Annotated in this window: 18 protein-coding genes; 12 read left to right on the forward strand and 6 right to left on the reverse strand. The window is 42.4% G+C overall.

Going from position 1 to position 15221, the window contains the following annotated elements:
- Nucleotides 1-19 precede the first annotated feature (19 nt).
- The 6 genes from RM553_RS04555 to RM553_RS04580 form a co-directional block, all read right to left on the reverse strand.
- Complete coding sequence (locus RM553_RS04555) at nt 20-1474, reverse strand: sensor histidine kinase (RefSeq protein ID WP_311533766.1); 1455 nt, start codon at nt 1472-1474, stop codon at nt 20-22.
- Between the two features lie 42 nt (nt 1475-1516).
- Nucleotides 1517-2065, reverse strand: coding sequence for a CopD family protein (locus tag RM553_RS04560; RefSeq protein ID WP_311533840.1), 549 nt, complete (start codon nt 2063-2065; stop codon nt 1517-1519).
- Between the two features lie 72 nt (nt 2066-2137).
- Complete coding sequence (locus RM553_RS04565) at nt 2138-2413, reverse strand: addiction module protein (RefSeq protein WP_311533767.1); 276 nt, start codon at nt 2411-2413, stop codon at nt 2138-2140.
- A 48-nt stretch (nt 2414-2461) separates the two neighbouring features.
- Nucleotides 2462-3808 carry an MATE family efflux transporter gene (locus RM553_RS04570; RefSeq protein ID WP_311533768.1) on the reverse strand — a complete coding sequence of 449 codons (1347 nt, stop codon included), beginning with the start codon at nt 3806-3808 and terminating at the stop codon, nt 2462-2464.
- On the reverse strand, nt 3808-4842 hold the full coding sequence (gene hemH, locus RM553_RS04575) for a ferrochelatase (RefSeq protein WP_311533769.1): 1035 nt from the start codon (nt 4840-4842) through the stop codon (nt 3808-3810). The genes RM553_RS04570 and hemH overlap by 1 nt, the downstream gene beginning before the upstream one ends.
- Nucleotides 4843-4938: 96 nt before the next feature.
- Complete coding sequence (locus RM553_RS04580) at nt 4939-5838, reverse strand: AraC family transcriptional regulator (protein WP_311533770.1); 900 nt, start codon at nt 5836-5838, stop codon at nt 4939-4941.
- A 200-nt stretch (nt 5839-6038) separates the two neighbouring features.
- On the opposite strand from RM553_RS04580, the gene hemA reads away from it, so the two are divergent.
- The 12 genes from hemA (at nt 6039) to RM553_RS04640 (ending at nt 15210) form a co-directional block, all read left to right on the forward strand.
- The gene (gene hemA, locus RM553_RS04585; protein WP_311533771.1) at nt 6039-7295 is read left to right on the forward strand and encodes a glutamyl-tRNA reductase; all 1257 of its coding nucleotides are present in this window, start codon (nt 6039-6041) and stop codon (nt 7293-7295) included.
- Nucleotides 7292-8206 (forward strand): hydroxymethylbilane synthase, encoded by a 915-nt coding sequence (hemC, locus tag RM553_RS04590; protein ID WP_311533772.1) that lies wholly within the window; start codon nt 7292-7294, stop codon nt 8204-8206. Before hemA ends, hemC begins: the two co-directional genes overlap by 4 nt.
- Nucleotides 8207-8209: 3 nt before the next feature.
- Nucleotides 8210-8857: a uroporphyrinogen-III synthase gene (locus RM553_RS04595; RefSeq protein WP_311533773.1), complete on the forward strand. Its 648-nt coding sequence runs from the start codon at nt 8210-8212 to the stop codon at nt 8855-8857.
- A 189-nt stretch (nt 8858-9046) separates the two neighbouring features.
- The gene (locus RM553_RS04600) at nt 9047-9598 is read left to right on the forward strand and encodes a hypothetical protein (protein WP_311533774.1); all 552 of its coding nucleotides are present in this window, start codon (nt 9047-9049) and stop codon (nt 9596-9598) included.
- A gap of 110 nt (nt 9599-9708) precedes the next feature.
- On the forward strand, nt 9709-10731 hold the full coding sequence (gene hemE / locus RM553_RS04605; RefSeq protein ID WP_311533775.1) for a uroporphyrinogen decarboxylase: 1023 nt from the start codon (nt 9709-9711) through the stop codon (nt 10729-10731).
- A 5-nt stretch (nt 10732-10736) separates the two neighbouring features.
- The gene (locus RM553_RS04610) at nt 10737-11132 is read left to right on the forward strand and encodes a hypothetical protein (protein ID WP_311533776.1); all 396 of its coding nucleotides are present in this window, start codon (nt 10737-10739) and stop codon (nt 11130-11132) included.
- Entirely contained in the window at nt 11132-12037 is a 906-nt protein-coding gene (gene hemF / locus RM553_RS04615; RefSeq protein ID WP_311533777.1) for an oxygen-dependent coproporphyrinogen oxidase, read from the forward strand. The genes RM553_RS04610 and hemF overlap by 1 nt, the downstream gene beginning before the upstream one ends.
- Before the next feature lie 46 nt (nt 12038-12083).
- Nucleotides 12084-12383 (forward strand): four helix bundle protein, encoded by a 300-nt coding sequence (locus tag RM553_RS04620; RefSeq protein ID WP_311533778.1) that lies wholly within the window; start codon nt 12084-12086, stop codon nt 12381-12383.
- A gap of 89 nt (nt 12384-12472) precedes the next feature.
- Nucleotides 12473-13456, forward strand: a complete 984-nt coding sequence (gene hemB, locus RM553_RS04625) for a porphobilinogen synthase (protein WP_311533779.1) — start codon at nt 12473-12475, stop codon at nt 13454-13456.
- 140 nt (nt 13457-13596) lie between these two features.
- Nucleotides 13597-13950: a hypothetical protein gene (locus RM553_RS04630; RefSeq protein ID WP_311533780.1), complete on the forward strand. Its 354-nt coding sequence runs from the start codon at nt 13597-13599 to the stop codon at nt 13948-13950.
- Nucleotides 13951-14078: 128 nt separating this feature from the next.
- Nucleotides 14079-14567, forward strand: coding sequence for a hypothetical protein (locus RM553_RS04635; RefSeq protein WP_311533781.1), 489 nt, complete (start codon nt 14079-14081; stop codon nt 14565-14567).
- A gap of 55 nt (nt 14568-14622) precedes the next feature.
- Nucleotides 14623-15210: a hypothetical protein gene (locus RM553_RS04640; protein ID WP_311533782.1), complete on the forward strand. Its 588-nt coding sequence runs from the start codon at nt 14623-14625 to the stop codon at nt 15208-15210.
- The last annotated feature ends 11 nt before the right edge of the window (nt 15211-15221 follow it).

The following is a 15221-nucleotide window of genomic DNA, read 5'->3' on the forward strand; positions in this document are numbered from 1 at the left end:
TCATTTTTTTGCTGGTTGTTTATTTTGGAAACCTTACCTTAAAGATAGTGCCTTTATTGGGATTAGAAACAAAACTGATGCTCCCGTTGTAAGTCTCCACAATATTCTTTACCATGGCCAGGCCAAGGCCCATCCCGCTGGATTTGGTGGTGAATTTGGGCTCGAAAATCTTTCCTTTGTTTTCTTCGGAAATCCCCGACCCGTTATCGCAAATGCTCACACAAACTTCTTCCTCCTCTTCTTCCACACTTACGACAATCTTAGGGTTTTCTTTCCCCTGAAGGGCCTGCACCGCATTTTTTACCAGATTGGTCACCACCCGTATGAGCTGTGTACGATCGAATTTGGCCAAAATCTCTTCCTTTTCTGAAGTAAAAATAATGTACTTCTCATTGAAAATATCGAGGGCCAGCTTTACGATTTTCGGCACATTAAGGGTTTCGCTTTGCTGCGCCGGCATTTTGGCGAAATTGGAAAAAGCTGAAGCAATAGAGCTCATGGTATCGATCTGGTTGATAAGCGTATCGCTGTATTCCTTTACCTTCTGCTCGATATTAGGATCGTTTTTGTTGAATTGCCGCTCAAAACTCTGCACACTAAGCCTCATTGGCGTTAGCGGGTTCTTGATCTCATGCGCCACCTGCTTTGCCATTTCGCGCCAAGCCTGTTCCCGTTCCCCAGTGGCAAGCTTTACCGCGCTTTCTTCCAGCTCGTCTATCATACTGTTATATGCCGAGACCAGGGCGTAAATTTCTTCGGTGGCATTGCTAAGCTCAATTTTCTGGTTCCGCTTATCCAGCCGCGTCTGGTTGATCTTTTCAGAAATAATTTTAAGGGATTTGGTGATGTAACTGGACAGGAAATAAGACATAATTATGGCCAGGATGAGCATAAAGAGGTAAATTTCCCCCATGCGCATCAGGAAGTTATGAAGGTCGCGGTTCAGCACACTGTCATCCTGAAGGTAAGGCAAATAGAGGATAGCCAGGGGTTTGAATTTATGATCGGTAATATAGCTGTAAGACGACTGGTATTTCTGGCCGTTGACTTCAGTTTTTTTAAGTACCCTTTTAGTTGAAGAGGCGTCCAGCTTTTTGACGATTTCAGGATCTATTTGGGTGTTAATGGTGTCCCTGAAGAAGGATTCTTCAGACTTTACGAGCAGCCGGCCTTTAAGGTCATAGATATTGATTTGCATTTCGTGCACCGTGGCCATCTCGTAAATCTTCTGTTGCTCTTTAAAAATAGCGGGAATATTTTCGGTATTTACAAGATAGGTGGTACTGGCCAGCACAAACCTTATATTTTCTTTAATTGCCTGTTCCTTGCGCTCCAGCCTTTCCTTATGATAACTTTCGGCCTCCTGCTTGTACTGGTAAACGGTGACGCCGGCAATAAGAATAGACGCCCCCAAAACCAATAAGATCATGGCTATGAAAATACGGGTGCGTAAGGAAAGTTTTAAAAGCCTCATAAAATTTTTCTTCCTGCAAATTAAATCAATTATCGAACCAGTCTAGGCATTGGGGTTTTTTGCACGTATCCTTTTATACATTTTTATGCCCAGCATTAACATGCCGGCCAGTAAAAAAATACCCAGCACCCCGTAAATCCAGTTAAGGGCGTTGCGCAGAATCACCAGGAATATTACGGCAAAAAGGATTAATGTGGAGCCCTCATTCCATAGGCGCATCTGGTTAGAAGTCCACTTTACCACATCCTGCTGCAGCTCTTTAAAAATAAGGTGGCACTTAAAATGATACGCATACAGTAAAGCCACAAATCCCAGCTTTACCAGCATCCAGTCCTGCTGCAACCATGCTGGCATTAAAAAAAGCAGCCAGAAAGCGAACAGACTTGCCAGGATAGCCGAAGGCCAGGTGATAATATACCATAAGCGTTTCGTCATTATTTTAAACTGGGCAGAAAGAATTGATTTTTCCGGTTCGGGTTTGGACATGGCTTCTATATGATAAATAAAAAGCCTGGGAGTATAAAAAAGCCCGGCGAACCAGGTAATCACAAAAATAAGATGAAGGGATTTTATGTAATTGTAATATTCTATCACCGTTGTATGTTTTTTTTGCCGAATGTTCCTTCAGCAATATCAGCTTTAGCTTAAATAGTAATGGAGATTTTAAAAGCCATGCTTTTTACTTATTTCTGCTTTTACTTTTTCCCAATCCTCTGTTTTAGTTTCACCTTTCAGAAAAGACTGATATCGGTTTTCTAATTCCTTTTGCTGATTTTCAGAAAGTGCTGAAATATTCGGATCTTTAGAATATGGTTGTGGACCTTCATTTACTTCAGGATAAAAAGAGCTAAAGCTGCTTTGTATTTCCATCAATAATTCTGTGTTGTTACAGTCAATAATTTTCTGAAGAAGTTCTATTTTTAATTGATTTATATTCATAACCCCGGCTTTAAAACAAATATACCATAATACGCTGAAAAGCTTTTTCTAAGAAAGGATAAGATTCCTGCGAATTTCGCGGTTCAGAAAATAACCCGTTACTATGGTAGAAAGAAGATCAGCAATGGGAAAAGATAGCCATACGCCCGTTTCGCCATAAAACCGCGGAAGGACGAGTACCAGCGGAATAAAAAAGAAGCCCTGCCGGGTAAGGGTAAGCAAAAAAGCCGGAGTGGCTTTTCCCACCGCCTGGAAATATGCCGCGCCTATAAGCTGAAGGGCAACAACAGGAGTTGCCGCAAAAACTATTCGCATGGCATTGGGGGTTTTGGTAATAACAGTGCTGTTATCAGTAAAAATATAGACTATCTCTTCAGCAAAGAACATAATGCCGCTAAAGACCAGAATGGCTAAAATCACCGCGTAGAGAATGGCCGTATTGATGCTCTTTCTTACCCGAGGGTATTTTTTCGCGCCATAATTGAAGCCTGCGATTGGCAAAAAACCCTGGGTGATGCCCAAAACGGGAAAGAGGGCAAACATGAGCATCCTTCCTATAATGGCATAAATGGTAACCGAATTTTCCCCGCCAAGCTCATAGAGGATATTGTTCATCAACAAATAGGTGATGCTCACCAGCGCCTGCCGTGCCAGTGTTACAAAACCCAAAGAAGAAATTTCTTTTATAATCGCGCGGTCAAAACCCAAATGGGACAGCCTTATTTTTAATTCGGAATGCCCGGAAAGAAAAAACCAGAGGATATACAGGAAACAGCAAATATAAGAGGCGGTTGTGGCCCAGGCGGCGCCCAGCATCCCCAAATCCAGCTGGTAGATTAAAATATAATCCAGGATTAAATTCCCCACCGAAGGAATAATCATGGCTGCCATGGCAAACCTGGGTTTTCCTTCGGCCCGTATCACGCTGTTTCCCATCATGCAGAAAGCCAGGAAAGGAACCCCGCAAAGGATGACCCTGTAGTAGATTTTAGCAAGGCCAAAAATATCCCCGCGGCCACCAAAGGCCGGGATAAGCTGATTGGTGAAAATTAAACCGGCGGCAGCCATACCAATGGTAAGGAGAAGGGCTATGCTTATCTGGTTGCCAAAGGTGTTTAAAGCTTTCTCCCTTTTCCCTGCCCCAAGGGCGCGGGAAATAATGGAAGATCCCCCAACGCCTATAGCCATTCCCAGGGCAGCTATAAAAAAGGCGATTGGCAATACAATATTTATCGCGGCAATGGCAGTAGCTCCTATCCAATTTCCAACAAAAACAGTATCAATAAGGATGTTTAGGGACATTACCAGGATACCCACAGATGCGGGTACGGCCTGCCGGATAAGCAGCCTGCCTACAGGTTCATTCCCTAATGCCTCCGCGTTTCTTCTTGCCATCAGGCTTCAACAGGCTTTTGATGAGCCCATTCATCAATCCACCTGGCCATTACGTTTACCCAGTCCTTCCTGTCATTCAAACAGGGAACAACAGTAAACTCCTCTCCCCCTACTTCATGGAAAATCTCTTTCCCTTCCATGGCTATTTCTTCTAAAGTTTCCAGGCAGTCAGAAACAAAAGCCGGAGTGACTATGGCAAGTTTTTTCATGCCCTGCTTTCCAAATCTTTCAATGGTCCTGTCTGTATACGGCTGCAGCCATGGGTCAAACCCCAGGCGGGACTGGAAAGAAACACTATAACTGTTCTCCTTTAACTCGAGATACTCGGCAACCAGTCTTGTGGTTTCAAAGCACTGGTGACGGTAACAAAACTGGTGCGCGGCCGAAGCTGTTTTACAACAGGAACCGTCGATCTTACAATGTGAACTGGTAATATCGCTCTTCCTGATGTGCCTTTCCGGCACCCCGTGATAAGAAAATAACAAATGCTGAAAATCTATTCCTTCAAGTTTTTCTGAAATACTGTTGGCCAGCGTCCTTATATAATCGGGATGATTATAAAAAGGCGGCACCGTGGTGAATTTCATATCTGGAAAATGTTCCTTCCGAAGTTCTTCCGCTAAAACCAGGATGGTTTCTGTTGTGGCCATGGCAAACTGCGGGTAAAGCGGAAAAAGCAGTACCTCATCTACCCCTTTTTCGTGCAGTTCCCTGAGGCCTGACAAAATATTGGGCGTGCCATACCGCATGGCAAGGGCTATGGGCACCGAGGTAATATCATCAATTTTCTCCTGAAGCCTTTCAGACAGCACGATAAGTGGTGAGCCTTCTTCCCACCAGATGCGCTGGTAAGCTTCGGCCGATTTTTTAGGGCGGGTGTTAAGAACTATTCCTTTCACCAAAAGCGTTCGCGCCCAGTAAGGCACATCGATAACCCGCTCATCCATCAGGAATTCACCAAGATATTTTTTAACGTCTTTTGGATTGGTACTATCAGGAGAACCCAAATTTACAAGGAGCACACCTTTACTCATATCTTTTTCTTTTTCAGCACAAAAATAGGACTATAAAATAAAGGCTAAAGCCCCGTTGCATTATACTTTTTTATGGCCTTATAGAAGCTTTCCCACCTATCCCGGGGAAGGCATGGACATAATATATTTCTTTGGAGTGGTGCCAAATTTCTTTTTAAAAGCCGCGATAAAGTGGCTGGAAGTGCTGTAACCCACCTTCAGGCCAACTTCATTTACATTGTACTCGCCGCTATCCAGCAACTTTCTGGCAAATTCCATTTTATAATCGAACAAAAAGCTATAAACGGAATCGCCGTAAATTTGCTTAAATCCTTCTTTTAGTTTCTTCAGGCTTAAATTTATTTCGTCTGCCAAGTCCTGCAAAGAAGGCGGCTCGGCCATTCGGGCAATCACAATATCCTTGGCTTTCCTTATTTTTAGAATATTTTCCTCATCACTTAAAAAAGGGCACTGCTCCACATCGGGATCTTCTGTGCGGTTAAAATAAAGGCTGAGCAATTCGAAAGCCTTAGCCTTAAAATAGAGGTTTTTAATGCTGGGGGTTAGGTTAAAATTCATCAGCTGGTTCAGCACAATTGCCATGGAAGGAGACACAGGCGAGTCCTTATAATATTTTTTGTCCCGGTTTTCGGCACTTAGGAACGTGATATAATCGGCTTCCTGGGAGAAAAGCGAATGGAATTTTTTGATGGAAATCACCAGGGAAATAAGCCACGAATCTGCCGCTAATGACAAATTTAAAGGCAGGCTTCGCTGCGGGTTATACAGCAAAAGCGAATTCTCTTCTACCAACGGCAGCTCATAATTGCTGTTATTGAACAAAAATTTGCCATGGCCCTTTACGCTGAAGTGAAACTGGATAAAACTACTATCTATCTCACGAACAAATTGTTGCGTTTCCTTACCGTCATTCTGGAACTTCAGCACAAAAAAACCCTCCTCCACCTTAATTTCCTCTACAAAACCTACAGCGGTATTTTTTTCTCCGGAAACCATAATCCTTAAAAATTATTATTTAGAACGAAATTAAACAGCGAAAAATTTTCGCTTTCATACTACCACAAAAGTAAGGTATTTTCAGATCAGAGCCTTTATTTATATGATTATTATCACGAATCGACATATTTAGTACCTCCAGCGTTACTTTTTCCTTTTTCAAAATATTACTTTTGCTCCCCTAGACCCTAAATAGGTACATGGAAGATTTTCATATTTCAAAAGGAAAACATTTTTACACGATAGGCCTTAGCTACAAAAAGGCCGATGCCGAGATAAGAGGGCATTTTAGCCTTGATGAAGACGCCAAAATTAGGCTGCTGGAGCAGGCAAAGGAGGAAGGCATAGACGGCATCCTGGTGACATCTACCTGTAACCGCACCGAAATTTATGGTTTTGCACAACACCCGTTTCAACTTATAAAGCTGCTTTGCGAACACACTCACGGCACTGTGGAGGAATTCGAAAAGGTGGCGTATGTACATAAAAACAAGAAGGCAATCTCCCATATGTTTCGCGTGGGGACAGGCCTGGACAGCCAGATACTGGGTGATTTCGAAATTATAAGTCAGTTAAAAACAGCTTTTATCCGCTCAAAGAAAATAGGAATGGCCAATGCATTTCTGGAAAGGCTGGTAAACGCGGTAATACAGGCCAGCAAGCGCATAAAAAACGAAACTGAAATTTCCAGCGGCGCCACTTCGGTGTCTTTTGCCTCTGTTCAGTATATTCTGAATAATATTGAAAATGTTTCAGAAAAAAACATTCTGCTCTTCGGTACCGGTAAGATTGGCAGGAACACCTGTGAAAACCTTATAAAGCATACTCAAAACGACCATATTACCCTTATAAACCGCACCAAGGATAAGGCTGAAAAAATCGCAGGTAAATTTAACCTGGTGGTTAAGGATTATGCCGATTTGCAGGCCGAAATAAGGAAAGCCGATATTTTAATTGTGGCCACGGGCGCGCAGAACCCCACCATTTCAAAAGAGCTTATCTACTGCAAAAAAGAGCTTTTAGTGCTGGATTTGTCTATTCCCAAGAATGTTTCAGAAGATGTGCAGGAAATCGAGAATGTGAAACTGGTGCACCTGGACCAGCTTTCCAAAATTACCGATGAGACGCTGGAACGAAGGAAACAGTTTATTCCGCAGGCCGAAATCATCATAGGGGAGGTGGAAAACGACTTCAACAAATGGCTTGAAACCCGCAAATTCGCCCCTACTATTAAAGCCCTAAAGAAAAAATTACGGACGATGAAAGATGCCGAACTGGACTTTCAGCGTAAAAAAATAGCCGACTTTAATAACGAACAGGCTGAAATTGTTAGCAATCGCATCATTCAAAAGATTATGAAGCATTTTGCCAACCATTTAAAAGAGGACACCAATACCACAGATGAAAGCCTCGAACTCATCCAACGCGTGTTTCAGCTTGAAGAGCTTCAAAAATGAACAAAATTATAAAAATTGGCACCAGGGACAGTGAGCTTGCCCTCTGGCAGGCAAAAACCGTACAGGCCGCGCTGGAGAAACTGGGCCATGAGAGCGAACTTGTACCGGTAAAATCTTCGGGAGATCTCAACCTGGACCAGCCACTTTACGAAATGGGCATTACGGGTATTTTCACCAAAACCCTCGATGTGGCCATGATTAAGGGCGATATTGATATTGCCGTACATTCCATGAAAGATGTGCCCACCGCTCTTCCAAAGGGCATTGTGGAAGCCGCGGTGATGAAAAGGGCCAATTTTAAAGATATCCTTGTACATAAAGGCCTTGATTTTTTAGAGGCTGAAGGTACCATTGCCACGGGAAGCCTTCGCCGCAAAGCCCAATGGCTGAACAAATATCCGGAACATAAAGTTGTAGACCTTCGGGGAAATGTGAACACCCGAATGAATAAGCTGGAAGAAAACAGCTGGAACGGCGCTATTTTTGCTGCCGCAGGCCTGGAAAGAATCGATCTAAAACCCGATAATTTTATTAACCTGGACTGGATGATTCCCGCTCCCGCCCAGGGCGCAATGCTGGTGGTGGCTATGGAAAAAGACGATTTTTGCAGGGACGCCCTAAATGCCCTTAACCATAGTAAAACAAAAATAGCCGTTCATATAGAAAGGGAATTTTTGAAGAAACTGGAAGGCGGCTGTACCGCGCCCATTGGAGCGCTGGCAACTGTTAAGGACGAAATTGTGCATTTTAAAGGCGCGCTTTTCAGCATAGACGGGAAACAGAAATTTGAGATGGAAAAAGAAGTTGCTGTTGAAGAAGTTGAAGGCTTTGGAAGCCGCTGTGCAGAAGAAATCCTGGACAATGGCGGCCGGGAGCTAATGCTGGAGTTTAAAAAGGTGATGAAAAAATAAAATATGCCCACAATTCTTTCCACAAAAGTGCTTTCCCCCTCTCAAAAGCAACTTGTTTTAAATGGCGGGATTGGATTTGTGGAATATGATGCCATTAAGATCGATTTTACAGATTTTAACCTGGCTGCCCCTGTTAAAAATGCCATTGTTACCAGCAAAAATGCCGCTAAGGCCATTCAAACAAAAGGAATTTTGGCAGAAAAGTGCTTCTGCGTTGGCAATAAAACCTCGGCATATTTAAAGGTACATGGATACGAGGTTGTCGCAATCGAAAATTACGGAGCAGACCTGGCAAAGCTCATCTTTGAAAAGCACAGGGAAGAGAAGTTCACTTTTTTCTGCGGAAATAAAAGAAGGGACGAAATTCCTTCAGCTTTAAAAAAGCATCATATCGCTTTTGAAGAAATTGAAGTTTATAAAACAAGCCTGAATTTTCAACAATTTCAGCAGGAATTTGAAGGAGTGCTGTTTTTTAGTCCGAGTGCGGTACAGAGTTACACCAAAAATAACAAATTGAAAGATTCAATCGCTTTTTGCATTGGGGAAACCACGGCTTCCGAAGCAAAAAAGCATACCGGAAATATTGTTGTTGCGAACAGCCCCGGTATTGAAAATGTAATTGTACAGGTGGTGAAATATTTTAGAAGATGATATAATTATTAAACCTCACAGGTCTTTGAAAATCTGGCGGGTATCAAAGTTCGAACTCATGTAAATGGATTTAGGTAATTCATACCTACAAGGTCAAAAAAAGACCTTGCAGGATAGCAATAATTCCTGCAAGGTTTAAAAAACCTTGTAGGTCCTAAATTAGCTAACCAAAGGTTTTAAGAAAAGCCAATGAAACTGGAATCATTAATAGAAGATAAATACTATCACATCTACAACAGAGGGATTAATGGTTGTATCATTTTTACCAATGATGCCAATAAGCAATATTTTCTAAATCTGTACAAAAAGTACCTTTCCACTTACGTCTCTACCTTCGCATATTGCCTTTTAAGCAACCATTTTCATTTTGTAATACGTATTGAAGCCGAGCCGAAATTAGTCACTCAGGCTTTTTCCAATTTATTTAATGCTTATGCCAAGGCTTTTAATAAACGGGAGGAAAGGACGGGAAGCTTATTTGAAAAACATTTTAAGAGAATTGAACTTACACAGGAAAAATACCTTCAAAGGCTAATTTTATATGTTCACTTGAACCCAAAAATGCACTTTGGAGAAGATTTTGAAAACTACAGCTTTTCTTCTTACTCTTCATTAATTTCGAAAAAAGAAACGCTTTTAAAACGAGAGGATGTGTTGAATTTATTTGAAAACAGGGAAAATTTTATAGATACTCATCAAATTAGAAATTTGGAAATAGAAGAAAAATTTAGACTTGAATAATAATTTAATTTAAAACCTACAAGGTCAAAAAAGACCTCACGTTAGCAGAAACTCCTGCAAGGTTTACAAAACCTTGTAGGTATAAAAATTAAGAGAAAGAAGACATAAATATGATCAAAAACGATTTATTACTTAAAGCACTAAAAGGGGAAACGGTAGAAAGGCCCCCGGTTTGGATGATGCGCCAGGCGGGAAGGTACCTGCCCGATTTTATGAAGTTAAAAGAAAAATACGATTTCTTCACCCGTTGCCGCACTCCTGAACTTGCTACTGAAATTACCGTGATGCCCATCAGGCAAATTGGTCCGGATGCCGCCATTTTATTCAGCGATATCCTCGTGGTTCCGCAGGCCATGAACATCGAGGTACAAATGAAGCCCGGCGTTGGCCCCTGGTTGCCCAGTCCTGTACGCTCCCTGGAAGATGTGCAGAAGGTTCATGTGCCCAATGTGCACGAAGAACTTCAGTATGTTTTTGATGCCATAAAAATGACCAAACAGGAACTTAATGATGAAGTGCCGCTGATCGGTTTTGCCGGTTCCCCATGGACCATTTTGTGCTATACCGTACAGGGAAAGGGTTCCAAAAACTTTGATCTGGCCAAAAAATTCTGCTTCACCAATCCGGCCGCGGCGCATGCCCTGCTTCAAAAAATTACCGATACCACCATCGCGTACCTCAAGGCAAAAGTGGCCGCAGGGGTAGATGCTGTGCAGCTTTTTGACTCCTGGGGCGGGATGCTCTCCCCTGCAGATTATCAAACCTTCTCCTGGAGGTATATGCAACAGATTATTGATGCTCTAAAAGGGCAGGTTCCGGTTATTGCCTACGGAAAAGGCTGCTGGTTCGCACTCAAGGAAATGTCAGAATCGGGTGCTGCGGCTCTGGGTGTAGACTGGACCTGTACTGCCCGGAACGCGCGTTATTTAAGCGGCGGGAGCATTACCCTGCAGGGCAATTTTGATCCTTCCAGGTTGTATTCGCCACCGGCGCAGATTCGTAAAATGGTACACCAGATGATTGATGATTTTGGAAAAGACGCCTATATCGTCAACCTGGGCCACGGTATTTTACCCGATATCCCCGTTGAAAATGCCCGTGCTTTTGTAGATGCGGTTAAAGAATATAAATAGACATTATGTTGCGGAAAGGTTTTAAAGATGAAGAGGAGCAAAAACGAAACGAAGTTTTTGATGATTTGCTGGAGTGGGAAATGGTGCCTGATTTATGGGAAAAAGAGCAGCGTAAAAAATTAACCAACCGGCTTAAGGAAAAGCTTGACCTTGAACTGCAAAGCTTAGAAAATTCAGCGCCACGGGAAATACTTGAAATACTTCAGGAAAAACATTTCCAGGCTTCAAATTATGAAAAATTGGGTGATCTTTTTCTTAAAATGGCTGAAGTTGAACCCGTAGAACTCGAAAGTTCGCTTGCCCAAAAAGCCTTGGCACTTTATCAGTATTCACAGCAGGAAAGCAAAACCTTTTCCTTCTCCCTTATTCAGAAAATGAACGATGCAAAATCCTTAATTTAATGAAGGAGCAATTCTATAAGTATATCGAGAACCTGCAGGACAGCATTACCTCTAAATTAGAAGAAATAGACGGTAAGGCTAAATTTAAGCAGGATATCTGGAAACGTGCTGAAGGTGGCGGCGGAAGGACCAGGGTAATAGAAAACGGTGCTGTTTTTGAAAAAGGCGGGGTGAATATCTCGGCGGTACACGGCCCGCTTGCCCCCGCCATGCAAAAATATTTTAAAGTTGGGGAAGTCGATTTTTTTGCCTGTGGCTTAAGCCTTGTGCTGCATCCCAAAAATCCGATGGTGCCCACCGTGCATGCCAACTGGCGCTATTTCGAAATGTATGATAAAGATGGAACAACCATAGACCAGTGGTTTGGGGGAGGTCAGGATTTAACTCCCTATTATCTTTTTGAAGAAGACGCGGCGCATTTTCATCAGGTTTGCAAAACGGCCTGCGACAAATCGAATCCTGAATTTTATCCGCAATACAAGAAAAAGTGCGATGAATATTTCTGGAATTCTCACAGGGATGAAGCCCGCGGAATCGGTGGGTTGTTCTTCGATTACTGCAAAGCTTCCGCAGAAATGAGCATAGAAGACTGGTATGGTTTTGTGACCCGGGTTGGAGACAGTTTCCTTGAAGCCTATGTTCCCATAGTTGAAAAACGCAGGGAACTGCCTTATTCTGAAGCACAGCGAAACTGGCAGGAAATTAGGAGGGGACGCTACGTAGAATTTAACCTTGTGCACGATAAAGGCACCCTGTTCGGGTTAAAAACCAATGGAAGGATTGAAAGCATTCTAATGAGCCTGCCACCCCACGTGCAATGGGTTTACGATCACCAGCCCAAGCCGGGAAGCGAAGAAGAAAAACTGGTAGAAGTGTTAATGGAACCAAGGGAGTGGGTTGAGTAGCTTTAAGCTTAAAGCAATAAGCTCTATGCTTTTTTAAAATATTAATATGGTTGATTACAAAAACTATAAGGTCTGGCAGAAATCTCATGCATTGGTTCTTGAGATATATAAAATCACCAGGACTTTTCCTGCAGACGAAAAATTCAACCTGATTTCCCAGATGAACAGGGCCGCTCTTTCTATTCCAACTAATATTGTGGAAGGCTGCGGAAGAGAAACTCAAAAAGAATTTCTCCGCTTTTTACATATTTCCTCGGGTTCTGCTTTTGAACTTGAATATTTAATTTTAGTTTCCACAGAATTAAGTTTTATAGATAAAATACTTTCAGATAAATTAATGAAATAAAGAAAATGCTGTTTTCATTAGTTCAAAAAATTAAAAATAATTTGTAGAACCGCTTGAAGCTTACAGCTTAAAGCTTACAACTTAGAGCCATGCTAATACGAAACCGAAGATTAAGAACGAACGAAGCCATAAGAAGCCTGGTGAGGGAAATTGCCATTACTCCAGATGATTTTATTGTGCCGTTATTCGTGGTGGAAGGGAAAAACATACAGGAAGAAATCGCTTCTATGCCTGGTTATTACAGGTTAAGCCTGGATTTGCTGAAAAAGGAAGTGAAGGAATTGTGGAGCCTTGGGCTTAAATCTGTACTGCTTTTTGTAAAAGTTCCTGAAAATTTAAAAGACAACGCAGGCAGCGAAGCCTTAAATCCGGACGGGCTTATGCAACGGGCGGTAAAGACCGTAAAAAATGCCGTTCCTGGAATGCTGGTAATGACAGATGTTGCCTTAGACCCTTATTCTTCTTACGGACATGACGGAATTGTAGCCGACGGGAAAATACTGAACGATGACTCTGCCGCTGTTTTAGCTGAAATGGCCCTGTCTCATGCCAAATCCGGCGCCGATTTTGTAGCGCCCAGCGATATGATGGACGGGCGCATTTTTGAAATGAGGAGCCTTCTTGAAGATGAAGGATTTTATGATACCGGCATTATGAGCTACAGCGCCAAATTTGCTTCGGCATTTTATGGGCCTTTCCGCGACGCGCTGGATTCGGCACCGGTAGATGCACAGAACATCCCAAAGGACAAGAAAACTTACCAGATGGATCCCGCCAATCGTGATGAAGCGGTAAAAGAAACGCTTATGGACATAAAAGAAGGAGCCGACATCGTAATGGTAAAACCCGGGCTGTGCTATCTCGATATCGTTCGGGATATTAAAAATGCCGTAAACGTGCCGGTAGCAGTTTACCAGGTAAGCGGCGAATATGCCATGATAAAGGCTGCTGCCGAAAAAGGCTGGCTGGATCATGACGCGGTGATGCTGGAACAGTTAACTGCCATAAAGCGTGCCGGCGCCAATATGGTGGCCAGTTATTTCGCAAAGGATGCGGTAAAACTAATTTCCTGAGAAATCGAAATATTCCAGCTGTTAACAGGCAAAACACTCCAAGTTGAAGTAACTTCAGGAGGTCTAAGTTTTTCCTGTTAATGGCTTTTTTTATGCTGAAAAATTGAACATCGAATTCACTTTCTGCGTACATTTATGCAGTGAAATTCAACAGGTTAAATATTCTGCTTCCCCTTCTGCTGGTGCTGCTCTACAGCTCCACCGGCCATACGGCTGTTGTCACTTGCTTAATTTCCGATCATTTTGATGCCGGGGATTACCATTATCTGCAGTCAAACCAAAACCGTAATGCTGTTTTTCTTGAAGAATTAGCTACAGAATCAGCATCGCAGGTTACTGAGGATCTTTTAAACGGGGCGGCTTATTTCCCTGCCGGAATTCATTCCAGTTTTCTTTCTAATAAAATTTCAGCAGCATATAGTTCCTGGCCATATCTCCTGGACCTCAGGATCCTTCTGGAGCTGCAAATATTTCCATTTAACTTTTTTTGGTGAAAAAGGCACTTAGCCAAATTTAAAGCCCAAACGGTAAAAACCCGTTAAAGCAGGGAAAACCTGATGCTGCTTTAATTTAAGCAACTATTTCATCCCTGCCGGCAAATACTCACCTAAAAATTTAAAAAATGGATACACCATCAATTATTATTGGCAGCACATTGCTGTTGCTCTTTGTAGGGCCAATACTTTACGCGATCTGGATGCAGAACCACAAGGATAAGAAACGCCTGAAAAAATTAAATGAAGTAGGCTCAACTCAAAAATTGAAGTTCGACTATACCGAAATCTCCAATACGCTGCTGCTGGGCCTTGATGCCCAGGCCAGGAAGCTCGTGGTAATTGAACCCCAAAACAACATGCAGTTTGATATTATAGATTTAAACAAAATAGACAACAGCAAGATTTTAAAAAAAGCTGTTCCCAATGCCGATCGCTCCAGAGGCCGCGAAAGGATTGTTCAAATTAGCATTGAACTTCTGGAAAATCACGGGAAAGACAAGGTTACCGAAATCATGTTTTATGACGAAGATGGCCCGGAAGCGGCAGATATGGCTGCAAGGTTATTTTTGGCAGAAAGATGGGAGAAGCTAATCCACATGAATCTTTCCGCATAATTAATTATATCCTGAAGTGGAGCCTCACCACTTCAGGATTTTTAAAGATCCTGCAATGAATAATTCATTTCTCACCCGCCTTGCTGCGGCTCTAAGTATAATAATAGTTTTTGTAATTGACTATCATATTCCGCCAGGCACCGCTATTGGCGTTTTATACCTTACTTCCATCACCATTGTTTTTAACCAGAAAAAAAGGGTCATCCTCTTCTGTTCGCTGGTGTCTACCTTTCTGATTCTTTTGAATGTGTACCTTTTTAAAGATATTATTCATGACAATTCCGTTTATTACGACCGGTTGCTGTCCATTTTTGGCATTTGGGCCTCCTGCCTCATTGCCCTGCGGTACCGCTCACTTTCAGAAAGGCATAACAACTACAAAAAGAAGAGAATAGAAATGGTGGAAGAAATGCTTTTTATTACCAATCATAAAGTAAGGCAGTCTATTAGCCAGATTCAGGGGTTGAATATTCTGCTGGACCACCAGGGTTCAAGTGAACAGGAATTAAAAGAAATCAGTATACTTTTAAAGCAGCCTGTTCAGGACCTGGATGATTTTACACGGGAGCTTACCAGGTTTATGATCGAAAAAGAAATTATAACCCAACCTAAGCCAGAACCACAGAAAAGCGGGTGTTTCTAACGCTTTTGCCC

Origin of the sequence: Autumnicola tepida (assembly GCF_031846485.1) — a bacterium.
GTDB classification, from domain to species: domain Bacteria; phylum Bacteroidota; class Bacteroidia; order Flavobacteriales; family Flavobacteriaceae; genus Autumnicola; species Autumnicola tepida.